Annotated in this window: 12 protein-coding genes; 10 read left to right on the top strand and 2 right to left on the bottom strand. The window is 71.3% G+C overall.

From position 1 onward, the window contains the following. Positions 1–59 precede the first annotated feature (59 nt). The 4 genes from AB6A69_RS12485 to AB6A69_RS12470 all read left to right on the top strand — a co-directional run bounded on the left by AB6A69_RS12485 (position 60) and on the right by AB6A69_RS12470 (position 4,607). Complete coding sequence (locus AB6A69_RS12485; protein ID WP_371061142.1) at positions 60–248, top strand: zinc-finger domain-containing protein; 189 nt, start codon at positions 60–62, stop codon at positions 246–248. A gap of 124 nt (positions 249–372) precedes the next feature. Continuing rightward, the gene (gene polA, locus AB6A69_RS12480) at positions 373–3,180 is read left to right on the top strand and encodes a DNA polymerase I (protein WP_371061015.1); all 2,808 of its coding nucleotides are present in this window, start codon (positions 373–375) and stop codon (positions 3,178–3,180) included. Between the two features lie 85 nt (positions 3,181–3,265). Then, positions 3,266–3,685: a universal stress protein gene (locus tag AB6A69_RS12475; RefSeq protein ID WP_371061014.1), complete on the top strand. Its 420-nt coding sequence runs from the start codon at positions 3,266–3,268 to the stop codon at positions 3,683–3,685. 7 nt (positions 3,686–3,692) lie between these two features. Beyond that, positions 3,693–4,607, top strand: a complete 915-nt coding sequence (locus tag AB6A69_RS12470; RefSeq protein WP_371061013.1) for a cation diffusion facilitator family transporter — start codon at positions 3,693–3,695, stop codon at positions 4,605–4,607. Positions 4,608–4,646: 39 nt separating this feature from the next. Here AB6A69_RS12470 and AB6A69_RS12465 read toward each other — a convergent pair whose 3' ends face one another. Continuing rightward, positions 4,647–5,240: a DUF1285 domain-containing protein gene (locus tag AB6A69_RS12465; RefSeq protein WP_371061012.1), complete on the bottom strand. Its 594-nt coding sequence runs from the start codon at positions 5,238–5,240 to the stop codon at positions 4,647–4,649. Positions 5,241–5,309: 69 nt separating this feature from the next. Here AB6A69_RS12465 and AB6A69_RS12460 point away from each other — a divergent pair, with 69 nt between their 5' ends. From AB6A69_RS12460 to AB6A69_RS12445, 4 genes are read left to right on the top strand one after another with little or no spacing between them, the layout of a single operon-like run. Beyond that, positions 5,310–6,317: an AAA family ATPase gene (locus AB6A69_RS12460; RefSeq protein ID WP_371061011.1), complete on the top strand. Its 1,008-nt coding sequence runs from the start codon at positions 5,310–5,312 to the stop codon at positions 6,315–6,317. Further along, positions 6,314–7,189 (top strand): DUF58 domain-containing protein, encoded by an 876-nt coding sequence (locus tag AB6A69_RS12455; RefSeq protein WP_371055160.1) that lies wholly within the window; start codon positions 6,314–6,316, stop codon positions 7,187–7,189. Before AB6A69_RS12460 ends, AB6A69_RS12455 begins: the two co-directional genes overlap by 4 nt. Continuing rightward, positions 7,186–9,951 carry a DUF4159 domain-containing protein gene (locus AB6A69_RS12450; RefSeq protein ID WP_371061010.1) on the top strand — a complete coding sequence of 922 codons (2,766 nt, stop codon included), beginning with the start codon at positions 7,186–7,188 and terminating at the stop codon, positions 9,949–9,951. Before AB6A69_RS12455 ends, AB6A69_RS12450 begins: the two co-directional genes overlap by 4 nt. Next, a complete protein-coding gene (locus AB6A69_RS12445) occupies positions 9,948–11,990 on the top strand; it encodes a hypothetical protein (protein ID WP_371061009.1) in 2,043 nt (680 codons plus the stop codon). Before AB6A69_RS12450 ends, AB6A69_RS12445 begins: the two co-directional genes overlap by 4 nt. A 10-nt stretch (positions 11,991–12,000) precedes the next feature. On the opposite strand, the gene AB6A69_RS12440 is transcribed toward AB6A69_RS12445, so the two are convergent. Further along, the gene (locus AB6A69_RS12440) at positions 12,001–12,369 is read right to left on the bottom strand and encodes a hypothetical protein (RefSeq protein ID WP_371061008.1); all 369 of its coding nucleotides are present in this window, start codon (positions 12,367–12,369) and stop codon (positions 12,001–12,003) included. Positions 12,370–12,534: 165 nt separating this feature from the next. On the opposite strand from AB6A69_RS12440, the gene AB6A69_RS12435 reads away from it, so the two are divergent. Both AB6A69_RS12435 and AB6A69_RS12430 read left to right on the top strand, forming a co-directional pair. After that, positions 12,535–13,983, top strand: a complete 1,449-nt coding sequence (locus tag AB6A69_RS12435; protein ID WP_371061007.1) for an FAD-linked oxidase C-terminal domain-containing protein — start codon at positions 12,535–12,537, stop codon at positions 13,981–13,983. A 41-nt stretch (positions 13,984–14,024) separates the two neighbouring features. Continuing rightward, positions 14,025–15,131 (top strand): FAD-binding protein, encoded by a 1,107-nt coding sequence (locus tag AB6A69_RS12430; RefSeq protein WP_371061141.1) that lies wholly within the window; start codon positions 14,025–14,027, stop codon positions 15,129–15,131. Positions 15,132–15,133: the final 2 nt, after the last annotated feature.

Genomic DNA, 15,133 nt, shown 5'->3' with positions numbered 1-15,133 from the left:
GCATATCTGCCCTTAGTCGAGGCGCCGCGCGCCTACAACCGTCAGGAGCCGTCATGCCGATGACCTTCGAGCCGCCCGAGACGAAAATCGTCGATCGCTGGCGCGTCGCCTGCGACGGCGGCGAGGGCGCGCTGGGGCATCCGCGCGTCTGGCTGCAGATCCCGCGCGACACCGGCTGGGTCGAATGCGGCTACTGCGACGCGAAATACGTTCACCGCGACTTCACCGAGGCGCCTGGCGAGGGCTGAGCGGCCCGGCGCGGCGTTGCCGGCTCCGTCCGGTGGCGCGGGCCGGCCGCAAGGCCGCGCCACTGGCGCCCGCCCGCCCTGCGTGGCAAGACAGGGCGCGACTGCACGGGCGGGAGGCTTCCCCATGAGTTTCGGCAAGGGCCATCATCTGCATCTGATCGACGGGTCGGCCTTCATCTTCCGGGCCTACCACGCGCTGCCGCCGCTCACCCGCCGGTCGGACGGGACGCCGGTGGGCGCCGTGGCGGGCTTTTGCAACATGCTGCAGCGCTACATCTCCAATAACGAGGGGCCGGACGCCGCGACGCATCTCGCGGTGATCTTCGACAAGGGCAGCCACACCTTCCGCAACGACCTCTACGACGCCTACAAGGCCAACCGCGAGGAGATGCCCGAGGACCTGCGCCCGCAGATCCCGCTCACGCGCCGCGCGACCGAGGCCTTCAACATCCCCTGCATCGAGATGGAGGGCTTCGAGGCCGACGACATCATCGCCACCCTGGCCTGCCGCGCGCGCGACGCCGGCGCCCGCGTCACCATCGTGAGTTCCGACAAGGACCTGATGCAACTGGTGGGCGAGGGCGTGGAGATGTTCGACGCCATGAAGAACCGCCGCATCGACCGCGAGGGCGTGGAGGAGAAGTTCGGCGTGCCGCCCGAGAAGGTCGTGGACGTGCAGGCGCTCGCGGGCGACAGCATCGACAACGTGCCCGGCGCGCCCGGTATCGGGGTGAAGACCGCCGCGCTTCTCGTCAACGAGTTCGGCGACCTCGAGACGCTGCTGGAGCGGGCCGAGGACATCAAGCAGCCCAAGCGCCGCCAGACCCTGATCGAGCACGCCGACCAGATCCGGCTTTCGAAGAAGCTGGTGGAACTCGACCGCGACATGGACCTCGCGGTCGGCCCGCACGAGCTGGAGCTGCGCGACCCCGACGCCGGGACGCTTCTGGGCTTTCTCTCCGAGATGGAGTTCCGGACCCTCACCCGGCGCGTGGCCGAGGCGCTGGGCGTCGAGCCGCCGGCGATCCCCGACACCAACCCGGGGGGCGCCGACCCGTCGGAGGGCGAGGACGCGCCCGAGACCGCGGGCTTCGAGCCCGGAAGCTACGCGTGCATCCGCGATCTAGCCGCCCTCTCGGCGTGGCTCGACCGCGCCCGCGCGCAGGGCTACTTGGCGCTCGACACCGAGACGACGGGCCTCGACGACATGCGCGCGGAGCTTGTCGGCGTCTCGCTCGCGCTCGCGCCCGGGGAGGCGGCCTACCTGCCGCTCGCCCACAAGGCCGAGGCCTCGGGCGATCTCTTCGGCTCGGACGCGCTGGCCGAGGGCCAGGTGGAGATGGCGGACGCGCTCGCGGCGCTGAAGCCCGTCCTGGAGGACGACGCGATCCTCAAGATCGGGCAGAACATGAAATACGACGCCAAGATCCTGGCCCGGTACGGCATCTCCGTCGCGCCCGTCGACGACACGCTGCTGATGTCCTACGCGATGAACGCCGGTCTGCACGGGCACGGGATGGACACGCTGTCCGAGCGCTACCTCTCCCACACGCCGATCCCGATCAAGGAGCTGATCGGCTCGGGCAAGAGCCAGATCACCTTCGACCGCGTGCCCATCGACCGCGCCACCGCCTATGCCGCGGAGGACGCCGACATCACGCTGCGGCTCTGGCAGCTGTTCCGGCCGCAGCTTCACGTCGCGCATGTCACCCGCGTCTACGAGCGGATGGAGCGCCCGCTCGTGCCCGTTCTCGCCGAGATGGAGATGGCGGGAATCAAGGTGGACCGCGATACGCTCTCGCGCATGTCGGGGGCCTTCGCGCAGAAGATGGCGGCGCTCGAGGAAGAGATCCACGAGCTCGCGGGCGAGACCTTCAACGTGGGCAGCCCCAAGCAGCTGGGCGAGATCCTCTTCGACAAGATGTCGCTCGAGGGCGGCAAGCGCGGCAAGACCGGCGCCTACGCCACCGGCGCCGAGGTGCTCGAGGATCTCGCCATGGAGCACGAGCTGCCCCGCAAGGTGCTCGACTGGCGCGCCGTCTCGAAGCTGAAGAGCACCTACACCGACGCTTTGCAGGAGCACATCAATCCCGAGACCGGGCGCGTGCACACCTCCTATGTCCAGTCGGGCGCGGCGACGGGGCGGCTCGCTTCCACCGATCCGAACCTGCAGAACATCCCCGTGCGCACCGAGGAGGGCCGGCGCATCCGCGAGGCGTTCGTGGCCGAGGAGGGAAAGGTGCTGGTCAGCCTCGACTACAGCCAGATCGAACTTCGGATCCTTGCCCATGTCGCGGGCATCGGCGCGCTGAAACAGGCGTTCCGCGACGGGCTCGACATTCACGCGATGACGGCATCCGAGATGTTCGACGTGCCGCTGGAGGACATGACCCCCGAGATCCGCCGGCAGGCGAAGGCGATCAACTTCGGGGTCATCTACGGCATCTCGGGATTCGGGCTGGGGCGGAACCTGCGGATCCCGCGGTCCGAAGCGCAGGGCTTCATCGACCGCTACTTCGAGCGGTTCCCCGGCATCCGCGACTACATGGACGAGACGGTCGCCTTCGCCAAGGCGCACAAGCGGGTCGAGACGCTCTTCGGCCGCGTGATCCACACGCCCGAGATCGACGCGCGCGGCCCGCGGGCGGGCTTCGCCCGGCGCGCCGCGATCAACGCGCCGATTCAGGGCACCGCGGCGGACATCATCCGGCGCGCCATGGTGCGGATGCCCGGGGCGATCGAAGGACTGCCCGCGCGGATGCTCCTGCAGGTCCACGACGAGCTTCTCTTCGAGGTGGAGGCAGGCGCCGAGGCGGATCTCGTCGCCGCTGCCCGCACGGTCATGGAGGCCGCGGCCGAACCCGCCGTGCGGCTCGACGTGCCGCTCGTCGTGGACGCGGGGCAGGGGGCAAACTGGGCCGAGGCGCACTGAACGCGCGCGGCCGGTCTCGGTGGACCGCCCGCGCGCGACGTGAGACAGTCACGCTTGAAGCGTCGCCAGCCCCCGGAGCCCCGCCATGGTCAAGCCCGTCCAAAAGATCCTCTGCCCCGTCAATCTTCGCCATGTGAAGCACGAGCAAAGCGCCTACGAGGAAGCCAGCGAAATGGCCGGGCGGCGTGGCGCGGAGCTCATCGTCGCGACCATCGCGCCCGAGATGGAGCGCAACCTGAACATCTACGACGCGGAGACCTACTGGACGGGCGAGTTGCGGAAATTCGTCGCCGCCAACCGCCATCCGGGGGTGACGCCGCGCCTGATCGTGCGCAAGGGCGCGGTGCACCGGCAGATCGTGAAGCTCGCCATGTCCGAGGCGGTAGATCTCATCGTGATGGAGGCGGCCAACCCGCGCATCCGCGACTACCTTCTCGGAACGACCGCAAGCCACGTCGTGGCGCATGCGCCCTGCTCCGTCTACGTGGTGCGCCAGCTGGACTGACGCGGCCATGGGCGACCATCACGGCCACCACCACGGGATCGACGCCGGGGCGGGCGACCTGCGTGTCGCGCTCGCCGTTGGCGTGAACCTGTTCCTGACGCTGGTACAGATCGTCGCCGGAGCCATATCCGGAAGCCTCGCGCTCGTCGCCGACGCGATCCACAACCTGTCCGACGCGCTCTCGCTCGGGATCGCGCTCGCCGCGCGGCGCATCGGGCGGCGGCCCGCCGACGCGGCGATGACCTTCGGCTACCGGCGCGCCGAGGTCGTCGCGGCGCTCGTCAACTACACGACGCTGATCGTCATCGCCGTCTGGCTCGGGGCGGAGGGGGTCATGCGCCTCGTGACCCCCGAGCCGGTCACGGGCTGGATCATGGTGGCGGTGGCGGGGGTCGCCCTCGCCGTGGACCTCGTGACCGCCGCGCTCACCTGGGCGATGGCGAAGAGCAGCGTGAACATACGCGCGGCCTTCCTGCACAATCTCGCGGACGCGCTGGGCTCGCTCGGCGTCATCGTCGCGGGCAGTCTCATCCTGCTCTACGGTGCGACCTGGGTGGACGCGGCGGTGACGCTCGGGATCGCGGCCTACATCCTGTGGCAAAGCGCGGCGGGGCTGGGGCCCGTCGTGCGCATCCTGATGCTGGCAAGCCCGGAGACCCCGGACGCCCGCGAGGTTCTTTCCGCCATGCGCGCCGCGCCGGGCGTGGGCGACGTGCATCACCTGCACCTCTGGCGGATGCAGGAGCATGAGGCCGCGCTGGAGGCGCATGTGGTGCTGTCGGGAGAAATGCCCGCGCAAACCGTGCGCCTCGCCCTGAAAGACATGCTGAAGTTGCGCTTCGACCTCGCGCACACGACCCTCGAGATCGAGACCGAAGAGACCGCGTGCGAGGCGCCGCAACGGCTCGGCCATCCCGACTGACATGCGGCCCGGCGCGCCGCCCGACGGCTCCCGCCGCGCTCAACCGTCCGGCAGCTCCGCCGCGGGGATCACCGGAAAGAAGGCACCGCCGGACCAGAGGCCGAACCAGCGCCCGCCGCCCACCTCTTCGCGCGCGCCGTGATCGACGAGGCGGTAGAAGCTCTTGCGGTCGATGAGCGCCTCGAGCCGGTCGCGCACGAGGACGTAGGGCGCGGGCTCTCCCGTCTCGGGGTCGCGTTCCACGCGGATCGGATGGTCGGGGCCCGCCGCGACGGTGTCGCCGACATGGGTGCGGAATGTCAGCACCTGGTCCTGCCCCTTGCCTTGCGCCTCGAAATCGACGGCGACGAAAGGCGCGTCGTCCACGGTGATCCCGACCTTCTCGACCGGCGTCACGAGAAAATACCTGTCGCCATCCTTCCGCAGGATCGAGGAAAAGAGCTTCACGAGCTCGAATCGGCCGATGGGCGTGCCCAGATAGAACCAGGTGCCGTCGCGCGCGATCCGCATGTCGAGATCGCCGCAGAAGGGAGGATTCCAGTCATGCACGGGCGGGCGTCCCTTGCCCCGGGCGGCGCGCGCGGAGGCGGCGAGGCTTTCGGCGGACGGGGTCACGGGAATGTGTGCGCTCATAGTTTTTGCCTTCCTCCTGTCGCGCGATACACTTCGTGAAAGGGATATATGATGCAAGGAGCGCCTGTCATGGCCGAGGATGCGGATCTCATCGCCGGGATTGAGTCCCTCGAATCGAGGATCGCCGAAGCCCGCGACTCCATCACGCGCCGCTTCATCGGGCAGGAACGGGTGGTGGACCTGACGCTTTCGGCGCTGCTTTGCGGCGGCCACGCTCTGCTGATCGGCCTTCCGGGTCTCGGCAAGACGCGGCTCGTCGAGACGCTTTCGACCGTGATGGGGCTCGACGGCAACCGCGTGCAGTTCACCCCCGACCTCATGCCCGCCGACATTCTCGGCTCGGAGGTGCTCGAGACGGGCGAGGACGGCAGCCGCACCTTCAAGTTCATTCCCGGACCGATCTTCTGCCAGCTTCTGATGGCGGACGAGATCAACCGCGCCTCGCCGCGGACGCAGTCGGCGCTCTTGCAGGCCATGCAGGAAAAGCGCGTGACCGTCGCCGGAGAGGACCGGCCGCTCGCCAGGCCCTTCCACGTGCTCGCCACGCAGAACCCGATCGAGCAGGAAGGCACCTATCCGCTGCCCGAGGCGCAGCTTGACCGGTTCCTCGTGCAGATCGACGTGGCCTATCCCGACCGCGCGACCGAGCGCGACATCCTGCTCGCCACCACCGGCGTGGAGGAGGAGGAGGCGCACGCCGTCTTCACCGCTGCCGAGCTGATGGAGGCGCAGACGCTTCTGCGCCGCATGCCCGTGGGCGACAGCGTGGTCGAGGCGATCCTGGATCTGGTGCGCGCCTTCCGTCCCGATGACGAAAGCGCCCCCGCGCGGGTGCGCGAAAGCGTCGCGTGGGGTCCGGGCCCGCGCGCCGCGCAGGCGCTGATGCTGACCGTCCGGGCGCGGGCGCTGCTGCAGGGCCGCCTCGCGCCCTCGATCGAGGACGTGATGGACATGGCGCGCCCGGTTCTCAGCCATCGCATGGCGCTGCGCTTCTCGGCGCGCGCCCGTGGCGACAGCCTCGCCGATCTGATCGACGAGACCTGCGACGCCATGGCGCGGCCCGAGGCCGCCGCGTGACGGAACCCCTCGTCCTTCGTTCCCGCGCCGAGGAAGAGGCCGCCCCGTTCCCGCCGCTGCTCGCACGGGCCGAGCACCTGGCCGGCACCGTGCTTCTGGGCGAGCACGGGCGCCGCCGGGCCGGGCTTGGCGACGATTTCTGGCAATACCGGCCCGTCCAGCCCGGCGACTCGCTGCGGATGGTCGACTGGCGGCGCTCGGCGCGCGGCGACGACCGCTACGTCCGCGAGCGGGAGTGGACCGTCGCGCAGTCGGTGATGCTCTGGGTGGACCAGGCCGCGTCCATGCAGTTCGCGTCCTCGAAGGACCTGCCCAGCAAGGGCGAGCGCGCCCGCGTTCTGGCGCTGGCGGCGGCGATCCTGCTGATCCGCGGCGGAGAGCGCGTGGGGCTCACCGGCGGATCGCTGCCGCCGCGCCGGGGCGAGGTGCAGATCCTGCGCCTCGCGGAGGCGTTCTCGCGCGACGGGATCGAGGAGTACGGCACGCCGGAGGCGCGGGCGATGCTGCCGATGTCGCGCGCGCTGTTCATCTCGGATTTCCTCGGCGACCCTGAGCCGGCAGAGCAGGCGCTCGCGAAAGCGGCCGATCGCGGGGTGCGCGGGGTGCTGATCCAGGTGCTCGACCCCACGGAAGAGGCGTTTCCGTTCCGCGGCCGCACCGTGTTCGAAAGCATGGGCCGCGGGCTTCGCCACGAGACGCTGAAGGCCGACGACCTTCGCGGGCGCTATCTCGAGCGGCTGGCCGAGCGGAAGGAACGGCTCGGCCAGCTTTGCGCCACGACCGGCTGGCGCTTTCACGTTCACCACACCGACGCCTCGGCGCAGTCGGCGTTGCTCTGGCTCTGGCAGGCGATGGAGGCGGGCACGGCATGACGCTTTTCGGCGCGATCGGCTTCGCGAACCCCTGGCTTCTGCTGGCGCTTGCGGCGCTGCCGGTGCTGTGGCTGATCCTGCGCGCGGTGCCGCCCGCGCCGCTGCGCCGCTATTTCCCGGGCGTCGTTCTGCTTCTCGGCCTGCGCGACGAGGAACAGGTGAGCGACCGCACGCCCTGGTGGCTTCTGCTGCTGCGGATGCTCGCCGTGGCGGCGGTGGTCCTTGGGCTCGCCGGGCCGGTGCTGAACCCCGAGGAGGAGCGCGCGTCCGGCGACGGGCCGCTTCTGGTCCTCATGGACGGGTCCTGGGCGGGGGCGGGCGACTGGGCCGCCAAGCTCGAGGCGCTCGAGCGCGAGCTTGCAGAGGCCGGCCGCGCGGGCCGCACCGTCGCGATGGTGCGCCTGACCGCGCCCGAGGCGCCGGTCTTCCAGTCCGCCGATGCCTGGCGCGGCCGGCTGGTCGGGCTGGAGCCGCAGCCCTGGCAGCCCTCTGCGGACGATGTCGAGACGTTCCTCGCGGGGCTGGGCGGCACGCGCTTCGACACGCTCTGGGTGTCGGACGGGCTTGCGCGGGACAGCCGCGCGGAGCTGCTTTCCGCGCTCGAGGCGCGCGGGACCGTGCGCGTGCTGCAATCGCCCGGGCCGGTTCTGGGTCTCATGCCGCCCACCGTGGAGGACGGCGCGATCCGCCTTGTCGCCCGCCGCTCCGAGCCCGGCGCGCCACGCGAGATCACCATCGCCACCCACGGGCTGGATCCGGCGGGAGCGCCGCGGATCCTGGCGCGCGTGGGGGCGCGCTTCGCCGCCGGCGAGACGGAGGCGGAGGCCGCGCTGTCGCTGCCCGCGGAGCTTCGCGCGCGGCTGACCCGGTTCGAGGTCGAGGGCGCGCGCAGCGCGGGGGCGGTCAGCCTGCCAGACGACAGCCTGCGCCGCCGCGAGGTCGCGCTGATCGCCGGGCGCGACGACCGCGAGGGGCTCGAACTGCTGTCGCCGCTGCACTACCTCGAAAACGCCCTCGAACCCACGGCCGACCTGCTCGATGGCGCGCTGACCGACATCCTGCCCGCCAACCCCGACGTGATCGTGCTCGCCGACGTCGCCACGCTGTCGCCAGCCGAGGAGGCGGGTCTTGCCGAGTGGGTCGAAGGCGGCGGGCTGTTGCTGCGCTTCGCCGGACCCCGCCTCGCCGCGAGCGACGTGAGCCGCGCGGAAGAGGCCAGGCTGATGCCGGTCCGCCTGCGCGCGGGCGGGCGCACGGTGGGCGGCGCCATGAGCTGGGGCGAGCCCAAGAGCCTCGCGCCCTTCGACGACGACAGCCCCTTCCGCGGCCTCGAGGTGCCCGGCGACGTGACCGTGTCGGCGCAGGTGATGGCCCAGCCGGACCCGGTGCTGTCCGAGCGCGTCGTGGCGCAGCTGACCGACGGCACCCCGCTCGTCACCCGCAAGCCGCTCGGCGAGGGGCAGGTCGTCCTCTTCCATGTCACCGCGAACGCGGAATGGTCCACCCTGCCGCTCTCGGGGCTTTTCGTTCAGATGCTGGAACGCCTTGCCGTCTCCTCTGCCGTCGCGGCGCCGGAGGCGTCGGACCTCGAGGGCACGGTCTGGCAACCGCTGAAGCTGCTCGACGGCTTCGGCCAGCTTCGCGACGCGGGCGCGCTGCCCGGGGTGGACGGCGCCGTCCTGGCGGAGGCGCCGCTCGGCTCCGATCTCCGGCCCGGCCTCTACCAGGGCGAGGACCGGACGCTCGCCCGGAACGTGGTGACGCCAGCGGTGACGCTCGCGCCCGTCACATGGCCCGACCGGATCACGGTCCTGGGGCTGTCCCGCCCGGCGGAGACGCCGCTCACCGGGGCGCTTCTGACCTTCGCGCTCCTGCTGCTCGTGGCCGACGTGCTTGCCTCGCTCGCCCTTTCCGGGCGGCTTCGGGGTGCCGCGGCGGCGCTTCTTCTGGCCGCGGCCCCTCTCGCCGGTCCCGCGCCCCCGGCGGCCGCCCAGCAATCCGCCGAGGATGCCTTTGCCCAGGGCGCGACCCGCGAGGTGGTGCTCGCCCATGTGCTGACCGGCGACGCGTCGATCGACGAGATGGCGGAGGCGGGGCTGCGCGGCCTGTCGGAAACGCTCTTCTTCCGCACCTCGGTGGAACCCGCAGAGCCCTTCGGCGTGAACCTCGAGACCGACGAGCTGGCCTTCTTCCCGCTGCTTTACTGGCCTGTCACGCCGGCGCAGCCGACGCCGTCGGACGCGGCCTATGCCAAGCTCAACGCGTTCCTGCGCTCGGGCGGGATGATCGTCTTCGACACCCGCGACGCGGACGTTGCGCGCTTCGGCGCGTCGAGTCCGAACGGCCGCAAACTCCAGGAGCTGGCGCGCCCGCTCGACATCCCGCCGCTCGAGCCGGTGCCGGACGACCATGTCCTTACCCGGACCTTCTATCTTCTGCAGGATTTCCCCGGCCGCCATGCCGCCCGCGAGGTCTGGGTCGAGGCCGCGCCGCCCGACGCCGAACGGATCGAGGGGATGCCCTTCCGCAACCTCAACGACGGGGTGACGCCGGTGGTCATCGGCGGCAATGACTGGGCGGCAGCGTGGGCCGTGGACGAGCGCGGCCAGCCTCTCTACCCGGTGGGACGCGGCTACACGGGAGAGCGCCAGCGCGAACTCGCCTTCCGCTTCGGCGTGAACCTCGTGATGCATGTGCTCACGGGCAACTACAAGTCGGACCAGGTGCATGTTCCGGCGCTTCTCGACAGGTTGGGTCAATGACGGGAACGGTGCTCTTCGACCCCCTCGTGCCGCTCTGGCTGCTTGGCGCGCTGGGCGTGGCGGTGGCGGCGGCCTCCGCGCTCGCGCTCTGGCGCGGGCTGTCCGGCTGGGCGCTCCGCGGGCTTGCCGGGTTCGTCGTGCTCGCCGCGCTCGCGCAGCCCACCTGGCAGCAGGAGGAGCGCGCGGCGCTTTCCGACATCGTGATCATGGTGGAGGACGCGACGGCGAGCCAGCGCCTCGCAGAACGCGCCGCGACGACCGAGGCCGCGGCCGAGGAGCTCGCCGCCGAGATCGAGAGCCGTCCGGACACGGAGCTGCGGCGCGTGACGGTGCCCGACGCGGAGGGCGACGAGGGCACGCTTCTCATGACCGCCCTGTCCGAGGCGCTGGCCAAGGAGCCGCGCGACCGGGTGGCCGGGGTGTTCCTCTTGTCGGACGGGCGGCTTCACGACGTCGAGCGCCTGCCCGACCTGACCGCGCCGATGCATCTGCTGATGACCGGCCGGGAAAGCGACTGGGACAGGCGCCTCGTCGTCACCAACGCGCCCGCCTTCGCGATCCTCGACGAGGAGATCACCCTGACGCTCCGGATCGAGGACGAGGGCGCCGCGCCCGAGAGCGCGCGGACCGCGCCCCTCGACATCTCCGTGGACGGGGAGGCGCCGCAGCGCTTCGAGGTGCCGATCGGCCGCGACGTGGAACTGCCGATCACCCTGTCCCATGCCGGGCGCAACGTGATCCGCTTCTCCGTGCCCGAGGCGAAGGGCGAACTGACGGACCGCAACAACGCGGCGCTGGTGCAGATCAACGGGGTGCGCGACAGGCTGCGGGTGCTTCTCGTCTCTGGCCAGCCGCACCCGGGCACCCGGACCTGGCGCAACCTGCTCAAATCGGACTCCTCGGTCGATCTGGTGCATTTCACGATTCTCCGCCCGCCCGAAAAGCAGGACGGCGTGCCGGTTTCCGAACTCTCCCTCATCGCCTTTCCGACGCGGGAGCTTTTCCTCGAGAAGGTGGACGATTTCGACCTGATCATCTTCGATCGCTACAAGCGCCGGGGCATCCTGCCCTCGATCTATCTCGACAACGTGGCCAATTACGTCCGCGAGGGCGGTGCGGTGCTGGTGGCCGCCGGGCCCGACTACGCCAGCGCGGACAGCCTCTACCGCTCGCCGCTGTCGGAGGTGATCCCCGCGGCGCCAACGGCCCGCGTCGTGGAAGAAGGCTTCCGCCCGGCGGTGACGGGGCTGGGAGAGCGCCACCCCGTGACGCAGGGCCTGCCCGCGCCGGAAGGCTGGGGCCGGTGGCTGCGCCAGATCGAGGTCACGCCCGCCTCGGGCGACGTCGTGATGCAGGGCACCGAGGAGCGCCCGCTTCTCGTGCTCGACCGGGTGGGCGAGGGCCGCATCGCGCTGCTCGCCTCCGATCAGGCCTGGCTCTGGAGCCGCGGCTACGAGGGCGGGGGCCCGCAGCTGGAACTGCTGCGCCGGCTGTCGCACTGGATGATGGAGGAACCCGAGCTCGAGGAGGAGGCGCTGACCGCCGAGGCGACGGGCCAGCGCATGAGGATCGCCCGCCGCACGCTCGGCGACGAGGTCGGCGCGGTGACGATCACGACGCCGTCGGGCGAGGAGGAGGCGATCGACCTGGAAAAGGTGTCTCCCGGCCGCTTCGAGGCGCTTTACGAGGGCCCCGAGATCGGTCTCTACCGGCTCGAGCAGGGCGACCAGACGGCGGTGATCGGGCTTGGCCCGGCGGCCCCGCGCGAGTTCGTGCAGACCATCGCCAGCGGCGCCGCGCTGGAGCCGGCCATCGACGCCGTGCGGGGAGGCATCCTGCGGCTGGAGGAGGGTATGCCCGCGATCCGCACGGTGCGCGAAGGCCGGCCCGCCGCCGGGCGCGGCTGGGTGGGCATCACCCCGCGCGAGGCCTACCAGACCCTCGACGTGCGCCAGATGCCGCTTCTGCCCGCCTGGGCGGTGCTGCTTCTGGCCTCGGCGCTGATCGTGGGCGCGTGGCTGCGCGAAGGGCGCCGCTGAGCCGGGGGCCTCATTCGGTCGGCAGTTCCAGCAGGTAAAGCTCCCCGCCCCAGCCCGTGACGGAGGTGCTCGATTCGATGCGCAGCTCGGTCACGCCCTCGGGCAGCGTGATGCCTGCGAGAGAGCGGGTGAAGGGCTGCTCGGTGACATGGGGGTGCAGAAGCTCGCGCGTGGCCAGCACCTCGCCCGAGGGGCCGATCACGCGCCACCCGTCGGCGTAATCGTCCCAGCCGGTATCCCCGTGGCGCAAGGTGACGGAAACCCGCCAGCCGGCGCCGTCGGGCCCGGCCCGCGCGCCCTCGATCACGGCCGGGTCCGCGGCAGCGGCCGTGGCGGCCAGCGCGGCGGTCGCCGCGATCAGGAAAACATGACGGTTCATGGAAGTTTCCTCTACCGCATGAATGCTGCTTGTCCCTCAGCCTAGCCGGAACGCCGCGCCTCGGCCACCGGGCGCGCCGGCAGTGGCGCAGCTCCGCCTGCGACGGCGCGCGCCTTGCCATGGGCCGGTGCGAAGACTACCCCTTCTTGTCAGGAGGATCCGCCGATGGACATGCCCGCACCCGATCCCGCGATTCTCGCGCGCAAGCGCGACCTGGTCGAAGGTCTTTCCCGCATCCTGCCGCCCGAGGCGGTCATTCATGATCCGGCCGAGACCCGCGCCTACGAATGCGACGCGCTCACGGCCTATCGCTGCGCGCCGCTCGCCGTGGTGCTGCCCGCCTCCACCGAAGAGGTGAGCGCGGTGCTCGCCCTCTGTCACCGGATGGGCGTCCCGGTCGTGCCGCGCGGCTCGGGCACGAGCCTTGCCGGCGGCGCGCTGCCCACCGCCGACAGCGTGATCCTCGGCGTGGCGCGCATGACCGAGGTTCTGGAATCCAGCCTCGAGGACCGCATCATCCGCGTACAGACGGGCCGGACCAATCTTTCCGTCACCGGCGCGGTGGAGGCGGACGGCTTCTTCTACGCGCCCGACCCGTCGAGCCAGCTCGCCTGCGCCATCGCGGGCAACATCGCGATGAACTCCGGCGGCGCGCATTGCCTGAAATACGGCGTGACGACCAACAACCTACTCGGCGTGACGCTCGTGCAGATGGACGGGACTGTGGTGGAGCTGGGCGGAGCGCACATGGACGCGGGCGGGCTCGACCTTCTGGGGCTCGTCTGTGGGTCGGAAGGCCAGCTCGGCGTGGTGACCGAGGCGACGCTGCGCATCCTGCCGAAGCCCGAGGGCGCGCGCCCCGTGCTCATGGGCTTCGCGTCGAGCGAGGTCGCGGGCGCGTGCGTCTCGGACATCATCAAGGCGGGCGTCCTGCCCGTGGCGATCGAATTCATGGACCGTCCCTGCATCCGCGCCACGGAGGCGTTCGCCCATGCAGGCTACCCCGATTGCGAGGCGCTGCTCATCGTCGAGGTGGAGGGCGCCGAGCACGAGATCGACGCCCAGCTCGGCCTCATCAAGCAGATCGCCGGCAAGCACGACCCGGTGGAGCTGCGCGAGGCGGCCGACGAGGACGAGGCCGCGCGCATCTGGAAAGGCCGGAAATCCGCCTTCGGCGCCATGGGGCAGATGGGGGACTACATGTGCCTCGACGGGACGATCCCCGTCTCGGAGCTTCCGCGCGTGCTGGGCCGCATCGGCGAGATGTCGACGCAGTACGGCCTCGAGGTCGCCAACGTCTTTCACGCGGGCGACGGCAACATGCACCCGCTCATCCTGTTCGACGCCAACAAGCCCGGAGACCTCGAGACCTGTGAGGCGTTCGGCGCCGACATCCTGCGGCTCTGCGTCGAGGTGGGCGGCTGCCTCACCGGAGAGCACGGCGTCGGGATCGAGAAGCGCGACCTGATGGGCGAGCAGTACGCGCCGGCCGACCTGGAGGCGCAGATGGCCGTGAAGGACGTGTTCGACCCGGCCTGGCTGCTGAACCCGGCCAAGGTGTTCCCGCTGGCGGTGTCCGAGGCGCGCCGCGCCGCGCGCCTCGCGGCGGAGTAGCGGCGCGGTCGGGCAGGACTCTGACGAAAGCAGGCAAGATGATCGCACCGGGGTCCGAAACCGAGCTGTCCGAAACGCTTGCGCAGGCGAGCGCGCCTCTGGCCGTTCGCGGCGGCGCCACGCGCAGCGGCGCGGCGGCGGGCGCGGAGGTGCTTTCCACCGCCGGGCTCGCGGGCATTTCGCTTTACGAGCCGGGGGCGCTGACCCTCGTGGCGGGGGCCGGCACGCCGCTCGGCGAGATCGAGGCGGTTCTCGGGCTGGAGGGCCAGCGCCTCGCCTTCGAGCCGATGGACCACCGCGCGCTTCTGGGCACCGAGGGCGCGCCCACCATCGGCGGCGTGGTGGCGGGGAACGTCAGCGGGCCGCGCCGGGTGGCCGTGGGCGCGGCGCGCGATTTCATGCTCGGCGTGCGCTTCGTGGACGGGGCGGGCCGTGTCGTGAAGAACGGCGGACGGGTGATGAAGAACGTCACCGGCTACGATCTTGTGCGCCTGATGGCCGGCAGCCGCGGCCGTCTCGGCGTGCTCAGCGAGGTAAGCCTCAAGGTGCTGCCCGCGCCCGAGACGCAGGGCATGATCGTCTTCGACGGGCTGAGCGTGGAGCGCGCGGTGGCGGCGATGTCGTCGGCGCTGGGCTCTGCCTACGAGGTGACGGGCGCGGCGCATGATGCCGCGGCCGGGCGCACCATGCTCCGGATCGAGGGGTTCGAGACGCAGGTCGCCTACCGGCTGGGCCGGCTTGCCGAGCACCTTGCGGGATTCGGTGCGGCAGAGACGGTGGCCGACCCTGACGCCGTCCGGGACGCGTGGCGTGAAATCCGCGATGCCGCCCCGCTCCAGTGCGCCACGGGCGACGTCTGGCGCATCCATTGCCGGCCGAGCGCGGCGCCGGAGCTGGTGTCGCGACTCGAGGCCGAGCGCGTGCTTGTGGACTGGGGCGGCGGGCTCCTCTGGGCGCTTCTGCCTGAGGGCACGGACGCCCGCGCCCGGCTCGGCACCTTCGACGGCCACGCGACGCGGGTGCGTGGCGCGCCCCGGCCGGACGTTCCGGCGCGCCCGCCCGAGGCCGGACCGGTGGCGGCGCTGACCGCCGGGCTCAAGGCGCGCTTCGATCCCCGCGGCATCCTCAACCCCGACCTCGAGGCCTGAGC

This window comes from Rhodosalinus sp. 5P4 (assembly GCF_041365695.1).
Taxonomy (GTDB): domain Bacteria; phylum Pseudomonadota; class Alphaproteobacteria; order Rhodobacterales; family Rhodobacteraceae; genus Rhodosalinus.
This window is presented reverse-complemented; position numbering and strand designations above follow the sequence as displayed.